The 13,122-nt window shown below is 49.2% G+C and carries 15 protein-coding genes and 1 pseudogene; 8 read left to right on the top strand and 8 right to left on the bottom strand.

All coding sequences use genetic code 11. The features are described 5' to 3' along the window. Positions 1–74 precede the first annotated feature (74 nt). Positions 75–170 (top strand): YjcZ family sporulation protein, encoded by a 96-nt coding sequence (locus M3212_RS10425; RefSeq protein WP_251193907.1) that lies wholly within the window; start codon positions 75–77, stop codon positions 168–170. Between the two features lie 93 nt (positions 171–263). Here M3212_RS10425 and M3212_RS10420 read toward each other — a convergent pair whose 3' ends face one another. Continuing rightward, entirely contained in the window at positions 264–1,355 is a 1,092-nt protein-coding gene (locus tag M3212_RS10420) for an alanine racemase (RefSeq protein WP_251193906.1), read from the bottom strand. Positions 1,356–1,627: 272 nt separating this feature from the next. On the opposite strand from M3212_RS10420, the gene M3212_RS10415 reads away from it, so the two are divergent. The 5 genes from M3212_RS10415 to M3212_RS10395 all read left to right on the top strand — a co-directional run bounded on the left by M3212_RS10415 (position 1,628) and on the right by M3212_RS10395 (position 5,837). After that, positions 1,628–2,599 (top strand): YncE family protein, encoded by a 972-nt coding sequence (locus tag M3212_RS10415; protein ID WP_251193905.1) that lies wholly within the window; start codon positions 1,628–1,630, stop codon positions 2,597–2,599. After that, the gene (locus tag M3212_RS10410; protein ID WP_251193904.1) at positions 2,596–3,279 is read left to right on the top strand and encodes a response regulator transcription factor; all 684 of its coding nucleotides are present in this window, start codon (positions 2,596–2,598) and stop codon (positions 3,277–3,279) included. The genes M3212_RS10415 and M3212_RS10410 overlap by 4 nt, the downstream gene beginning before the upstream one ends. Beyond that, on the top strand, positions 3,276–4,664 hold the full coding sequence (locus M3212_RS10405) for a sensor histidine kinase (protein WP_251193903.1): 1,389 nt from the start codon (positions 3,276–3,278) through the stop codon (positions 4,662–4,664). The genes M3212_RS10410 and M3212_RS10405 overlap by 4 nt, the downstream gene beginning before the upstream one ends. Before the next feature lie 91 nt (positions 4,665–4,755). Beyond that, entirely contained in the window at positions 4,756–5,232 is a 477-nt protein-coding gene (locus M3212_RS10400) for a FixH family protein (protein ID WP_251193902.1), read from the top strand. A gap of 17 nt (positions 5,233–5,249) precedes the next feature. Continuing rightward, positions 5,250–5,837, top strand: a complete 588-nt coding sequence (locus M3212_RS10395) for a copper resistance CopC family protein (protein ID WP_251193901.1) — start codon at positions 5,250–5,252, stop codon at positions 5,835–5,837. A gap of 106 nt (positions 5,838–5,943) precedes the next feature. Here the strand turns inward: M3212_RS10395 and M3212_RS10390 are convergent, their stop codons facing one another. From M3212_RS10390 to M3212_RS10365, 6 genes and pseudogenes are all read right to left on the bottom strand, one after another. Then, entirely contained in the window at positions 5,944–6,399 is a 456-nt protein-coding gene (locus M3212_RS10390) for a hypothetical protein (RefSeq protein WP_251193900.1), read from the bottom strand. Positions 6,400–6,607: 208 nt separating this feature from the next. Then, positions 6,608–6,826 (bottom strand): hypothetical protein, encoded by a 219-nt coding sequence (locus tag M3212_RS10385; RefSeq protein ID WP_251193899.1) that lies wholly within the window; start codon positions 6,824–6,826, stop codon positions 6,608–6,610. An 81-nt stretch (positions 6,827–6,907) separates the two neighbouring features. Beyond that, positions 6,908–8,020: pseudogene (locus M3212_RS10380) on the bottom strand (NAD(P)/FAD-dependent oxidoreductase). A gap of 165 nt (positions 8,021–8,185) precedes the next feature. After that, complete coding sequence (locus tag M3212_RS10375; protein ID WP_251193898.1) at positions 8,186–9,175, bottom strand: ABC transporter permease; 990 nt, start codon at positions 9,173–9,175, stop codon at positions 8,186–8,188. After that, on the bottom strand, positions 9,156–10,121 hold the full coding sequence (locus M3212_RS10370; protein ID WP_251193897.1) for an ABC transporter ATP-binding protein: 966 nt from the start codon (positions 10,119–10,121) through the stop codon (positions 9,156–9,158). The genes M3212_RS10375 and M3212_RS10370 overlap by 20 nt, the downstream gene beginning before the upstream one ends. A gap of 2 nt (positions 10,122–10,123) precedes the next feature. Continuing rightward, the gene (locus M3212_RS10365) at positions 10,124–11,281 is read right to left on the bottom strand and encodes a COG1470 family protein (protein WP_251193896.1); all 1,158 of its coding nucleotides are present in this window, start codon (positions 11,279–11,281) and stop codon (positions 10,124–10,126) included. A gap of 150 nt (positions 11,282–11,431) precedes the next feature. Between M3212_RS10365 and M3212_RS10360 the strand changes: the two genes are divergently transcribed. Both M3212_RS10360 and M3212_RS10355 read left to right on the top strand, forming a co-directional pair. Next, entirely contained in the window at positions 11,432–12,004 is a 573-nt protein-coding gene (locus M3212_RS10360) for an RNA polymerase sigma factor (RefSeq protein ID WP_251193895.1), read from the top strand. A 5-nt stretch (positions 12,005–12,009) separates the two neighbouring features. Continuing rightward, entirely contained in the window at positions 12,010–12,714 is a 705-nt protein-coding gene (locus M3212_RS10355) for an anti-sigma factor (RefSeq protein WP_251193894.1), read from the top strand. Between the two features lie 143 nt (positions 12,715–12,857). Here M3212_RS10355 and cas2 read toward each other — a convergent pair whose 3' ends face one another. Next, complete coding sequence (gene cas2, locus M3212_RS10350; protein ID WP_251193893.1) at positions 12,858–13,121, bottom strand: CRISPR-associated endonuclease Cas2; 264 nt, start codon at positions 13,119–13,121, stop codon at positions 12,858–12,860. Between the last annotated feature and the right edge of the window lies 1 nt (position 13,122).

The raw sequence follows: 13,122 nt of genomic DNA, 5'->3' as shown, positions 1-13,122 counted from the left end.
ATCCGCACCCGCCCAGTTCCTTTTTTCGGAGGGCGCATAATCTATAGTATCCTCACCTGAAAGGCGGTGCCAATATGAGCGGACATACTGGTGGTTATAGCAACGGTTTCGCATTACTTGTCGTTCTGTTTATCCTCTTAATTATTATCGGTGCTTCATACTGCTACTAATCATCCACCTTGGTAGCAGTCAGACATAGGCACGACGAATGATGGGGTGTCGAAGCGGTCAAACGCTGACCAATCCGCCACCCCATCATTCGCTTATTTATTCTTTCCCCGCGCTTCAATCGAAAACACCTTTTCTATTCTCCCATTTCTGATGCCAATTACTTCATCAGCAAGGTTCACCGTCGGACAAACATGATTCGGGATCACCTCGATTTGATCGCCGATTCGCCAGGAATGCCCCTCCTCCAGTTCAATCACGCCATGCTCCTCTGACAGCCAGCTTACCCAGACATGATCCTCGCCTTTTATTCGGCCAAATCCTTTCGTAAAAGCACCCTGATCCGAGGTTAACGTTTTTGAGCCGGCATCAATAATGACGCGATCAGCAGCCGGTGCGCTGACAATTGTCGTATAAACAGAAAGCGCGCAATCCTGTTCGTCAACGACACCGAGCGAAGCCAATGTCGCATCATTGAACACATAGGTCCCCGGCCTCATTTCCGTCAAACCCGGAAAGTTCTGCTCATCATACGCAGTCGGGGAAGAACCGGCGCTGACTTCCGGAATCTTGTAGCCGAGCTTGTCATCTACCATCTGCTGAGCGGACAGCAGACCTTCCGCCTCTAGCCGGCTGACTTCCTGCAGCTCTTCCTTCGTTCTAACTTTATAGGCAGTACCGGAATGCGTCATTACTCCGGTAATCTCCAAAAAGGACAGCTTCATAACCTGCTCCGCCAGTCTGACAATCTCCTCGGACGGCTGAAGTCCACAACGCCCCAATCCCGTATCTACTTCAAGATAAACAGGGATCTTCCTTCCAAGCTGCTCGCCAACAGCAGCAATTCCGCGCGCCACCTCCACACTATCAAGCGCAACAGTGACCTTTGTGTCCTTCGCAAGCTCCCGCAGGCGTTCAAGCTTCTTCTTTCCAATCAGCGGATACGCAATTAAAATATCATCAATGCCGTGCCGCCGCATTACCTCGGCCTCGCCCAGCTTGGCAACTGTAATCCCTGTTGCCCCGAGCGCAAGCTGCTGCAAAGCGATCGCTGGACTTTTATGGGTCTTCGTATGCGGACGAAGCTTCAGCTTCTTTCTCGCCGCGATATTCGCCATCCGCTTTAATTGCGCCTCCATTTTATCTAAGTCAACAACTAATGCTGGTGTATCGATCATGTTTCTCATCCTAAATCCTTCCTCCTACGAATTCGCGTTGAACATGCCTTCTCCTTCTACTGTAACCTGACTTCAATGTTTTTTCACAATTCCATGCTATGATAGTACCATAAGAAAACCGCGTAGCGGCTTTTCCTAGAAGCGGCGTGCGGAGCCGTTACAATCATGTAAGGCCGTCTGAAAGCGGGGTTCTTTTCAGACGGCCGCGTAACGTGCGGAGCCGATGTCCTTCCTCGAATCAGCCCCGGAAATTTTAATAAATGAAGAAATGGTGGAGACTGATGAAGCATATTCTTTCTGCTCTGCTCGCTGCCTGCCTCCTAACCGTTGGCGGATGCAGTGAGCAGCATTTTACTGAACCGCCTTCAGACAAGCCGCTGACGATCCTTTCGCACGCCAAAGAGCCGACGCTCACTTTTCTCGATGAAAACTGGCAGGTCGCAGTCACGGCGAACAGTCGCGCGGTACTAACCGATATGATCCGGACCGGCGACCGGCAGCTCATCGCCACAAGTCAGGAGGAAACCTCTTTATTTCTGTTTGATCTCGCTGAAGGAAAAAGCCGCCCCTTGCTTGAATTGAATGAAGGATTAACGGCGCTGGCCTTCTCTGCCGAAGACGAGCAGCTCTATGTTTCCGATATCATCAACGATCAGGTTCACATCATTGATTACCACAAAAACGAGCAGCTCGGCAGCATCGACGTCGGCGAAGCCCCGACCGACCTCCATCTTGCCTCCGACGGTACATTGTACGTCTTAAATGAACGCAGCCATACCGTTACGGTCATCGACAGCGCCACTGCCGAGGTTTTAAGGACATTCTCCGTCATGGAGCGCCCGGTTGGACTGCTTGAAGACGGCCGTCAGCTATGGATTGGCGGGCATGGGCCATTCGGAGAATTAAATAATCGGATAATCGCCTATGATAAGGAAACGGGGCAGCCATTACAGGAAATCACGGTCGGCCTGATGCCTGTCGCATTTTTCAAGCAGCCGGATACTTCTTATTTGTATGTGCTATGTCACGGGGATCATTCCCTTTATAAAATCGATACGACAGAAAATGAAGTCGTTGACCGTCTGGAGGTTGGTCATAATCCAAACGGGATGGCGGGCAATCGTTCGACCATCGTCGTCACAAGCCTTGACAGTGATACGGTATCCGTCATTGACCTTGCCACGTTCTCGCTTATTCATGAAGAACCTGTCGCGCCGGGTCCTTATACTATTGTGCTGGAGGAATCAGAATGAAGACGCTGCCCCATATTCTCTTAGTCGATGATGAGGAAGCCTTGCTGGAGCTTGTCGCTTCTTATTTAAAAACTGAATATGAGGTGACCTGTGCCTCAAGCGGTGACGAGGCTCTCAGCCTGCTCGCCCGGCATGAGATTGATCTAATTGTGCTCGATGTAATGATGCCCGGAATGGACGGCTTTACGACGTGCGAGAAAATCCGCGCCTTTTCATCCGTACCAATCGTCATGCTGACCGCCAGAAGCAGTGAAGAGGATAAAATCAAAGGGCTGAAAATCGGTGCGGATGATTACGTCGTCAAGCCTTTCAGCCCGCGCGAGCTGATGGCGCGAATTGAAGCGGCATTGCGCCGCAGCCGCGCTTTCTCGCAGCCGCATGAGGTTTTACGTCGTGGTCCCCTGCTCATTGATAAGCATGCCCGGGAGCTGACACTGGCTGGCACAGCGGTTACGATTACTCGGCGTGAGTATGATCTGCTCGTCTTTCTGATTGAGCATGAAGGCCAGGTTTTCACCAGAGAGCAGCTCTATGACCGGATCTGGGGCATCGACTCGGAGTACGGCACGCTCCGGACGGTCGACACCCATATTAAAACATTGCGGCTGAAGCTAAAGTCGGCTGGTGCGATGATTAAAACGGTCTGGGGCATCGGCTACAAATTCGAGGGGCAATCATGACACGACTTTCCATTAAAACGAAGGTATGGGCAACGGTTTTCGCGGTCGCGCTCTTTTTCCTCGGGGCGGGCGTCATGTTAACCTTCTATTTGTATGAGCGGCTTTATCTCGATAAGCAGATTGAGCTTTTCGTCAGACAGGGAGAAGAGCTTGCTGAAGCGTATCAGACATCTGGCAACAGCGAAGCATTTGCCGAACGGATCGACTGGGTAACTGAAAGCACAGCCGCTGACATTTTGTTTACCGCTGACCCGATGCTGCTTGGCGGCGGCTCGCCCTTTGATCCATACTCCAATGAAACACTGATTACATTTGAAGAGCGGCAGCAGCTGCTCAATGGTGAAACGGTTGTCATGATTCGGCCTCATCCCCGTTTTCAGCAGGATATACTCGGGGTGGCCATTCCGCTCTTCCACGACGGTCATCTGGCGGGATCAATCTTTTTAACGAATCCTCTTTCAGAGGTGCATGAACCATTTTTGGCGATTCGCGATACGCTGGTAATCGGCATGCTTGTATTCTTCCTGCTTATTTTGTTCCTTGGGCGAAGAATCACCAATGCCTTCGTTGCCCCACTGCTTGAAATGAAGCAGATTGCCGGACGGATGGCTGGTGGCGATTTTTCCCAGCGAATTGCGATCGAGGCGCGTAAGGACGAGCTTGGCCAGCTTGCTCAGTCTTTTAACACGCTTTCAACTTCTCTGGAAGAAGTCGAAATGAAGCGGCGTGAATTTCTTGCCAATGTTTCACATGAGCTGCGCACTCCGTTAAGCTATATGAAAGGCTACGCAGAAGCTGTGGAGGAATCGGTGATTGAGCCGAAAAAGGGACTGACGATTATTCAAAATGAAGCGAATCGGCTGGAGCGTCTTGTCAATGATTTGCTTGACCTCGCTCAGCTGGAAGGGGAATCGTATCCGATGAAGCTCGAACCGATCGCCTTTGCCCAGCTGATCAATGACGTCGTTGACACCTTTGACGTGATCAGTGAGAAAAGAAGCGTTACGATTAAACGGCAGCTTGATGAGGATTGCATCATTTCTGGTGATAGCGATCGGCTTGAACAGGTCGTGCGCAACCTGCTTGATAATGCATTACGCTATTCTCCGGCCCAGGAAACAATCGACGTGACACTCACCGTCCGGGGAGCTTTGGCAGAGCTGACGATTTCTGACAAGGGTCCCGGGATTCCTAAAGAGGATGTACTGCATGTAACAGAGCGTTTTTACCGGGTCAACAAGGCCCGGACCCGAAAGGATGGCGGCAGCGGTTTAGGCTTAGCGATCGTCGCCCAAATTGTGAAGAAGCATCAGGGAGAGCTTGAGTTCGTTTCGGGAGAACAGGCCGGAACGATCGTCCGCGTCGTCCTGCCGCTGGAAATGTGAACATTTTCGCGCAACGGTGAAATTTCACGCCCCCTTCACAATTTCACGTTAAAATTCAGATAGATGCATATTCAAGAAAGGTGATTATAGAATGAAGGTAGTAGTAAAAAGCTTACTTATGCTAACCATTTTGCTCACGGCAGCCTGTCAGGCAGAGCCGGAGGACGAGCTGGGAGGCGGCGTCGCCGCTCCATTAGAAGCAGAAATTATCGCGCCAGACACAGCCGAACCAAACGAAGAGCTTGAATTGGCCGTCCGTGTCACTCAGGGTGGTGAATTGGTTGACGATGCCTCGGATGTTCAATTTGAAATCTGGAAGGCTGATGATCGCGACAACGGTGAGATGCTGGAAGCGGAGCACGTCGGTGACGGTGTCTACCAATTGACCCATGCCTTTACCGAGGACGGGCTGTATTCCGTTCAGACCCATGTTTCCGCCCGTGACTTGCATGTCATGCCGGTGCAGGACATTGCCGTTGGTGATGTACCCGAACAAGAATCCGCTCATGAGCAGACCGACAACGAAGAAGATCATCACGACCACGACGCTCATGACCATCATAATTAGATGAAGGGGGAAAATTGATGAAGAGTTATTTTGTACTGCTAGCTTGTATCTTCTGTCTCTTGCTCTTTCCGGCCACTGCCGGCGCCCACTCCCATTTGGAATCATCAGCACCGGCCGACGGAGAAACGGTGGAAGAACCGCTCGATACGATTGAACTTCGATTCGATGCTGGTATCGAACCATTAAGCACCATTCAGCTCTTTAATGAAAACGAGGAAGAACTGCCGGTTGAGAACATCAGCATTGACAGCCCTGTCCTGACAGCATCGCTCGCTGAACCACTGGCAAATGGCCAATACCGGGTCGCCTGGACAGTGATCGGTGCAGATACTCATCCAACAGAAGGTGAGTTTTCATTCACTGTCGATGCGCCTGCGTCAGCTAATGAACCGGCTACAGAAGAGCAGGACGCTCCAGTAACAGAAGAACCGGAAACTGAACAAGAAGAGACTATAGAAGAAGAGATGACAGAACCTGAGTTGGCAACAGCAGACGAGGAAGAAGATCCGCCAGCAGCTCAAACGATTGTACCCCTATTGACGACCGCCGTCGTCATCATCCTGTTTGGCGCATTAGCCGGCTGGTTAGTCAGACGGAAAAAATAAAGCAATAAAAAGACCTAATTAAATAAATAAAGGACATAACATATTTTACATAACTAATATGTTATGTCCTTTCTTGTTCAACTAATGCCACCCGTTAGTTCAATATCTACTTACAACTTTTGATATTACTTTCTAATATAATCGGTCCTAATTTTTCTGTTTTAGAATTAGACAGACGTACCTGAACTACTACATTCTCTCCCATTTCCGCTGTAATTTCATCGAACCTGCCAGCCCAAGTTGGACTTTCTTGTTCTGGAGTAGGGTACAGTTTGAACCGCCAACTAATTTCCTCTGGTATGAAAACAAAGCCTTCGTAACTATCGTAATCTCCATAGGTTGATGGTTCTGGAAGATGTACTCCAAGAATACTTATATTTGTTCTTGCAAAACTTGGTGGACGTAACTGAACTTTATAAACCAAAGCTACTCCCTGTGTATTTTTCAGTTCTTTATCAATGGGGTTTAAAACCATACTACAAGGCGTAGTTATTGCCTTTGAATAGGAAGGACAAATTACTAAAAAAGAGACAGTTAATATAACTAGTACAAATTGTTTCATATTACACCTCTGCATTTTTCCAATTTGTCCTTATTATCTTCTAAGTATTTTGGATTATCCTTATCACATAAACCTGCTTCGTTAGTTAAGGAATAGAAAGACAATACTTAAATTGGGTGAATAAGGAAATAGGATTTAGAAAGAAGAAGCGCAAAGAGCTGCCCCGCCAAAGTCATTCCTCTGACCTTTCGGGGCAGCTCTCACTTTATTAATAATAAGGGTAGTATGGGTAATATGGATAATAAGGGTAATACGGATAGTACGGGTATCCTGGATAAAAAGCACTTCCTGCTAATCCGCCAAGAAAGCCGCCGAGAAATGCTCCGCCGCCATAAAACGGCCGGCGTCCAAAGCCGCCCCAGCCACCGAAGCCGCCAAATGGCCGGCGTCCGCCGAAGCCAGGTCTTCTTACATCTGCTCCATTCATCGCTGCTCCTCCTCATTCATTCATAGTGTCACTCTAGCCTATGCACGTCATAAGGAGGTGGTGACGAGTCGCGTTGCCGCTTTAGTCAATCGCTCCGGCTACATCGTACGGAGCTAAATCAAGCTCTGTTTTTTCTCCGCGCACAAGCCTGGCCAGCTCTGCTCCGAAAAACGGTCCGACCGTTAAACCCGAGGCCCCGAGACCGTTGGCGACAAAAATATGGTCATATCCCGGCAATCTGCCAATGACCGGCAAAAACCCCGGCGTATACGGGCGGAAGCCGACTCTTGTCTCAAGCACTGTACTTTCAGCAAGACCCGGTGCTGTCTGCAACGTCTTCTCAAAAATTTCATTCAGACCTGCGAGCGTTCTCCGCTGATCAAAGCCTTTCTCATCCTCATGCGTCGCCCCGGTCACCACATGCCCCCCGCCGAATGCCAGCATATAGTGATTGGCTGGAGCCATCACGACAGGCCACTTGTCTGTTTCGGCGCCAGGTAAGACCAGGTGAACAATTTGTGCCTTTTGCGGACTAACCTTGAACGTCACTCCAAGTGGTGCCAATAGCGCTTTTGCCCAGGCCCCGGCTGTGATGATTACCCGGTCAAATCGTAAGCTCTCCCCGTTTACCTGGACAACAAGATCAGCTCCCTCATAAGCGAACGTCGCATCCCCCTTTACTTCTTTCGCTCCATATCGGATGGCGGATGCCAGTAAAGCCCGGCGCAGTGACCGGCCGTTCACCCTTGCCGCGCCGCTCACATAGACCGAGCGGTAGCCCGGTGCCAATGGTGGGAACAATGCTTTCGTTTCCTCTTCAGAAAGCGGGATCACCTCGCCAATTTCCGGTGCGTCCTCGCGCCGTTTGAGCGCCCGCTCGACCATTTACAGCTGCTTTTTTTCTTCAGTATGAAGACTGATCGCTCCGACCTTGGCATAGCCCGTATCCGTCTCGCCCTCTTCCTCCAGCGCCGAAATGAGTGCCGGATAATAGCGCGCTCCCGCTTTCGCGAGCTGATACCAGGCCTGGTTACGACGCTGCGAGATCCATGGACAGACGATGCCCGCCGCTGCATCCGTCGCCTGCCCCGGCTCTTCCCGGTCTATCATCGTCACGTTGACGCCGGCCTTTGCCAGATGATAAGCTGTTGCCGCTCCCAAAATCCCCGTTCCAATTATACTTACGGTCTGCATCAAAACACCTTTCCTTCTGAAGCAGCTGAAAAAGGACAATTTTCACTTTTTCAGCTGCTTTTTAGTTACGAAAAAGGAAGTTTTTTTAGTGGCCTTTTCCTTCTCTACGTTCCTATCGGCTATTTTACTAGAAGAGACCCGATAGCTCAAATTACCGGAGGAAGGTCAGGCGCGGATTTCCTGGCGCATGAAAATCAGATACGAGATGCCAAAGCAGAGGCAGGTCGCCGCAAGCAGGCCGACAAATTGCGGCCAGATTAATAACAGACTTTGCATGAAAGGCAAAGGCGTCGGGATCGCTCCGACTGCCTGCTCCATCGTCAACGGACCTAACGCCCGAATCGAAGGAGTCAGCAGAATCGTCGTAATTTCACTAAATAAATAGCTCGGATTGAGCCGGGACAGCATTTGCATAAAAGCAAATTGAGAAGGATCATTGGCCGACGACTGGCCGCTGACCAGATTGACAAGCATCGAATAAAACAAGCTGAAAAACAGCCAAAGACCAATACTGGCAAGCGCAGAAGTCGCGGTTTGCTTGAAACGGACTGAAAACAAAATCGCCAAATTCAGCCAAAAGCCGATATAGATTACACTTAAAAACAAAAATGTCACCATCCGCGCAAATTCATCCCAGGTAGGTGGAAGACCAATCGCCAGAATTCCTAAGCCAATTACTAAAAAGCCTAAGGAAAAAATGAAAAATGTCACAATGAGCAAGGTTGCGACAAATTTTGCGTTGATTAAGTAATCGCGGGGGATCGGCTGGGAAACGATACGGCTCAATGTCCCCTTATTGCGCTCGGCACTGATCGCATCAAAGCCAAGTCCGATTCCAAGAATTGGACCGAGAAAGCTGATAAAGGTAATGAACGGCGGCAGCGAGCCGTTCTGATCAGTCAGTGTAAATAAGTTCAAAAACAGGAACGACTGATTCGAGTCAATCTCAGCGGCGGCATCACGAATAGCGGATAGCGCTGTGTAAAGGGAAGCGAAGCACGTCAAAAAAAGGATAACGAGCAAAATGACAAACCGCCAGCTGCGAATATGATCGCCTACTTCTTTTTGAACGATGACCCAAAAAGGGTGCAGCGGTTTGGATCGTTCTTCCGGCTCGCGACGCTTGAGCTTCAGCTTAAACTTCGGAAACTTCATCAGACACTCCCCCCTCAAAATAGTGATGATAAATGTCATCTAAACCGTATTCCTTCAAGCCAAATTCGTGAAGGGCGGCTCCCGATTGCACGATAAAGCCCGCCAGCCGGGCTGAGAGGTCGACCTCTGTCTTCATAATGAGCTGCTGCCCGCTCTCTCCCTTTTCAACAGAGAAAACGCCATTAATCTTCTGAAGCCTTTCAACCAGATCAGGCGGCTGATTCGAAACAGTGGCATAATAGGTTAGCTTGTAGGCCGGAAATAATTTACGCGCCAACGTCTGCACATCCCCCTCAGCCAAAAGGCGGCCATCAACAAACAAGCCGACCCGGTCGCAGATTTGTTGTACCTGATGAAGCTGATGAGAGGAAAGCAGCACGGTTATCCCTTTTTCTTTACTTAAATATCGAATAATCTGCAGTAGCTCCTGAACACCCTGGGGATCAATCCCCAATGTCGGCTCATCGAGAATAATCACTTCCGGCTCTTTGATCAGCACATCGGCTAAGCCGAGCCGCTGCCTCATCCCGCGGGAATAATGACCGGCTTTTTTGTTTTTTGCCTGTTCAAGTCCGACCTGCTTCAGCAGACGCTCTGCCCGCTCTGTCGCCTCCTGCTTCGGCACGCCGTTAATGAGTGCCGTATACACGATATTCTCCAGGCCAGTCCGCTCCTCATAAAAGCCGATATTATCCGGCAAATAACCTACTTTCCGCTTCACTTCGATCGGCTGGCGCGTGGAATGATACCCGCAGACGATCGCCTGACCTGCGCTCGGTTCAGAGAGGCCGAGCAGCATGAGAATCGTCGTTGATTTACCAGCTCCGTTCGGTCCAAGCAATCCAAAGACCTCGCCACGTTGGATCGTCACATTCAAATGATCGACCGCACACTTCTGTGAATAATATTTCGTCAGGTCAGTGATCTCGATAATTGCTTCTGCCATCGTTATCTCCTTCCATATTTACGCATCACAAAGTAAATACCGGCCAGCACACACGCGATGATCAGGACCCCAATCCATCCCCAGAGCATCGACGTTTCAACCTGCATGCGAAAATCAGCTTTCCCTGCTGCTCCGGCACCGCTCGCGTCTATCGAAACAATATAATCGCCAGCAATTGCGTCCTTGCTTGCCTGAATTGTCGTCTGAACTGTTTCTGTTTGACCGGGCTCAATGACCGGAATCGTCTCTTGGGCAAAGGTGACAGTCCAATCAACCGGTTGCTGGGCGCTCAGCTTCACATCATTGATCGGCACAGAGCCTGTATTGGTGACAGCGAGCTGAATCGTCTTTTCCCTACCGGCTGTAATCGTTTCACTTAGTCTCCCGGAAGGCGTCGACACCTCCATTGCATAGTTCCCGGTAATCACCGTCTCCAAGTTGACCTCGGCGCTCGTTGAATTGGTCGATGCCGAAATGGGAATCGAATAATCGCCCGCCTCTACTTCAGGTGGCGGGGTAACCACGGCATCGAAATCCTTCGTCGCATTTGACTCCACCGTCACGGAGGTCACATTTTCACCGTCGACCTGGAAGCTGACCCCCCAGCCCTCCGGCGCGTTTGCCTTCAGCGCATAACGCTGTTCGTCCGCTGTCCTGTTGCGCAGCGTGACCTTATACGTAAACGTTGAGTCGGCATGGCCTTCCATGTTCGGCTGCTCCGAGGTCAGCTCTGTTCGAAACGTTCCCTCCTCCGTGACTTCAATCTGGACAGGCAGCGTTTCAACGACCCCGCTTTGGTTTCTGGCAATGACATCAAAGGAATACGTCCCTTTCTCCACCTCAAGCGGAACATCAACATTAATTGAAAAATCAGTAAACTCATTTGGCTTTATCGCCAGTTCATGTAATTGCCAGCCACCCGAAATAAGCTCGTAGCTCCATTGCTCCGGTAAATTAGCCACCTCAATCGACACTTGCTGTATCTCAGCTGTTCCATTCATTACCTCAAAGGAATAATTGATTGATTCCCCCGGCGTAACCGCAATTCCTGTATACGGGGTATAAAGCTCGATTCCCCCAACAGCAAAAGATGGTGATGGATACACTCCGGCCATTACCAACATAACAGCCATGAGCAAAGCAAACAGTTTTTTTCTCATGTCATCTTCCCTCCTTCTATTTTCATTAAAAGTACGTGGCTGATGAAAAATTGGATTTAAAAAAATCGCAATTTCTAAATCCAAATCCTCTTTTCAGGAGTATTATTAAATAGAAGAAGGTTGAAGCCAGGAAAAGGCAGGTGAGTTTCATTGACCTCTATTTCTGATGAAGAATATTTGCTGCAACAAATCGGGAATGGTTCTTCCAAGGCGTTTGAACAGCTTTATGACCGCTATTCTCCACTAGTGTTTCGGATTGCTCTCGGTATATTAAAAAATCAGGCCGACGCCGAAGACCTTTGTCACGATGTCTTTCTTGAAATCTACCATCAGGCTGCCAGCTATAATCGGGATAAAGGAAGCATTGAAGCCTGGATTGCCGTAAGAACGCGAAGCCGCTGTCTTGACCGGTTGCGCCGGGCAAGGCGTATTCATTCCAGAGCGGAAGAGGAATTGAACAACAAGCCGGCTGAACAAGCGCCGGTTGAGGAGCAGATTATTCTGAAGGACGAAAGGGAAGCCATTCATAAAGCGCTTAACGGCTTGCCGGCTGCGCAGAGAGTGGCCATTTACGGGAATTTTTTCTTAGGTTATTCCCACCGCAAGCTGGCTGCTCAATTAAATCGCCCCTTAGGTACGATTAAGTCTCTTGTTCGTTATGGTATGAATAATATGAGAAAATACTTGAAGGAACAAACGAAGGATTACCAAAGCAAGAGGTGAAATAGATGTCTTGTGATAACAATTTTTCAGAGGAACAGATTATTGACTATCTCCGCGGAGAAGCCGAGGATGACGTCGGCATGAAACAGCATCTCGACCACTGTTCGCACTGTCAGCAGCTTCATGATGAGTGGAGGCCTTTTTTTGCCAAAGAAGCTAATGTGCAAATCCGCCCACCGGTACGTCTGAAAAAGCGGTTGTTACATACAATTCGAGCCGAACAGCGAAAGCCATTTTTTCATGTTCTGACCCGGAGTTCGTTCCCGGCACGGTTCAGCTTTGTCATCATCGTCCTCCTGCTCGGTTCATGGCTGACAATCAGCCATGTTCAAAAGACGTCCCTTCAGCATTCAGCCGAAGAGCCGCCACCATTTTTAATGAACGAGGAAACGACATTATATGAAATTTCGCCGGCGGACAATACAGCGATTAAAGGCTATGCCTGGATCAACAACGATTCAAACGAGCTGATGCTGCTCGTCGACGGCCTCCATCCTGTCTCAATCAATGACTACCAAGCCTGGATCCGCTCGACCACTGACTTAAAGGACGCCGGCATCATCCAAGTAAATGGCGCCCAGGGCCAGCTCTACCTCCAGGATGATATCGTCAACCAGCTCGACCACATCATCCTCAGCAAAGAACCGCGCGGAGGCAGCGTCAAACCAACCGACCCGAATCCGTTTTTGATTAAGCTGAGCATGCCGTGAACGAGTGAAGAGGTTTTAGAAGGTGTTGAAGGGGGGATTTCCCCCTTTTACGTGTTACTGTTAGTTGAAATAGATAGTTCTTAGAAAACCTTTTGAGCAGATTTGGTCTTGGTCCCTATAACGACACGATTCTAACATGAGTGTTACAAAAACCAATCCATTGGACTTTTTGCTATTCCATAAACGGTTTTCTTCAAATTTTTAGGATTCGAGACTTGATATAAGTAAATAGAATCTACATTATTATCAATAATATTGTTAAGTTCTGCTAAGCATTGAGTCAGTTTCCCTTTTGTAATTTCACCTTCAAAAACAGAATTCTGACTCCAGTCTAAATATTCCCGTAATTTTTTACAGACCTTCCCCACCCTTTTACGTTCCACATCATAAGTGATAATGACAAACATA

The organism is Halalkalibacter oceani, assembly GCF_023715705.1.
Taxonomy (GTDB): Bacteria; Bacillota; Bacilli; order Bacillales; family Bacillaceae_D; genus Halalkalibacter; species Halalkalibacter oceani_A.
This window is presented reverse-complemented; position numbering and strand designations above follow the sequence as displayed.

Excerpts from the sequence above, each read along its gene's own strand:
- M3212_RS10400 (WP_251193902.1), top strand. The coding sequence starts at position 4,756 with ATGAAGGTAGTAGTAAAAAGCTTACTTATGCTAACCATTTTGCTCACG.
- M3212_RS10385 (WP_251193899.1), bottom strand. The coding sequence starts at position 6,826 with ATGAATGGAGCAGATGTAAGAAGACCTGGCTTCGGCGGACGCCGGCCA.
- M3212_RS10355 (WP_251193894.1), top strand. The coding sequence starts at position 12,010 with ATGTCTTGTGATAACAATTTTTCAGAGGAACAGATTATTGACTATCTC.
- M3212_RS10395 (WP_251193901.1), top strand. The coding sequence starts at position 5,250 with ATGAAGAGTTATTTTGTACTGCTAGCTTGTATCTTCTGTCTCTTGCTC.
- M3212_RS10410 (WP_251193904.1), top strand. The coding sequence starts at position 2,596 with ATGAAGACGCTGCCCCATATTCTCTTAGTCGATGATGAGGAAGCCTTG.
- M3212_RS10370 (WP_251193897.1), bottom strand. The coding sequence starts at position 10,121 with ATGGCAGAAGCAATTATCGAGATCACTGACCTGACGAAATATTATTCA.
- M3212_RS10375 (WP_251193898.1), bottom strand. The coding sequence starts at position 9,175 with ATGAAGTTTCCGAAGTTTAAGCTGAAGCTCAAGCGTCGCGAGCCGGAA.
- M3212_RS10405 (WP_251193903.1), top strand. The coding sequence starts at position 3,276 with ATGACACGACTTTCCATTAAAACGAAGGTATGGGCAACGGTTTTCGCG.
- M3212_RS10390 (WP_251193900.1), bottom strand. The coding sequence starts at position 6,399 with ATGAAACAATTTGTACTAGTTATATTAACTGTCTCTTTTTTAGTAATT.
- M3212_RS10425 (WP_251193907.1), top strand. The coding sequence starts at position 75 with ATGAGCGGACATACTGGTGGTTATAGCAACGGTTTCGCATTACTTGTC.
- M3212_RS10420 (WP_251193906.1), bottom strand. The coding sequence starts at position 1,355 with ATGAGAAACATGATCGATACACCAGCATTAGTTGTTGACTTAGATAAA.
- M3212_RS10365 (WP_251193896.1), bottom strand. The coding sequence starts at position 11,281 with ATGAGAAAAAAACTGTTTGCTTTGCTCATGGCTGTTATGTTGGTAATG.
- M3212_RS10415 (WP_251193905.1), top strand. The coding sequence starts at position 1,628 with ATGAAGCATATTCTTTCTGCTCTGCTCGCTGCCTGCCTCCTAACCGTT.
- cas2 (WP_251193893.1), bottom strand. The coding sequence starts at position 13,121 with ATGTTTGTCATTATCACTTATGATGTGGAACGTAAAAGGGTGGGGAAG.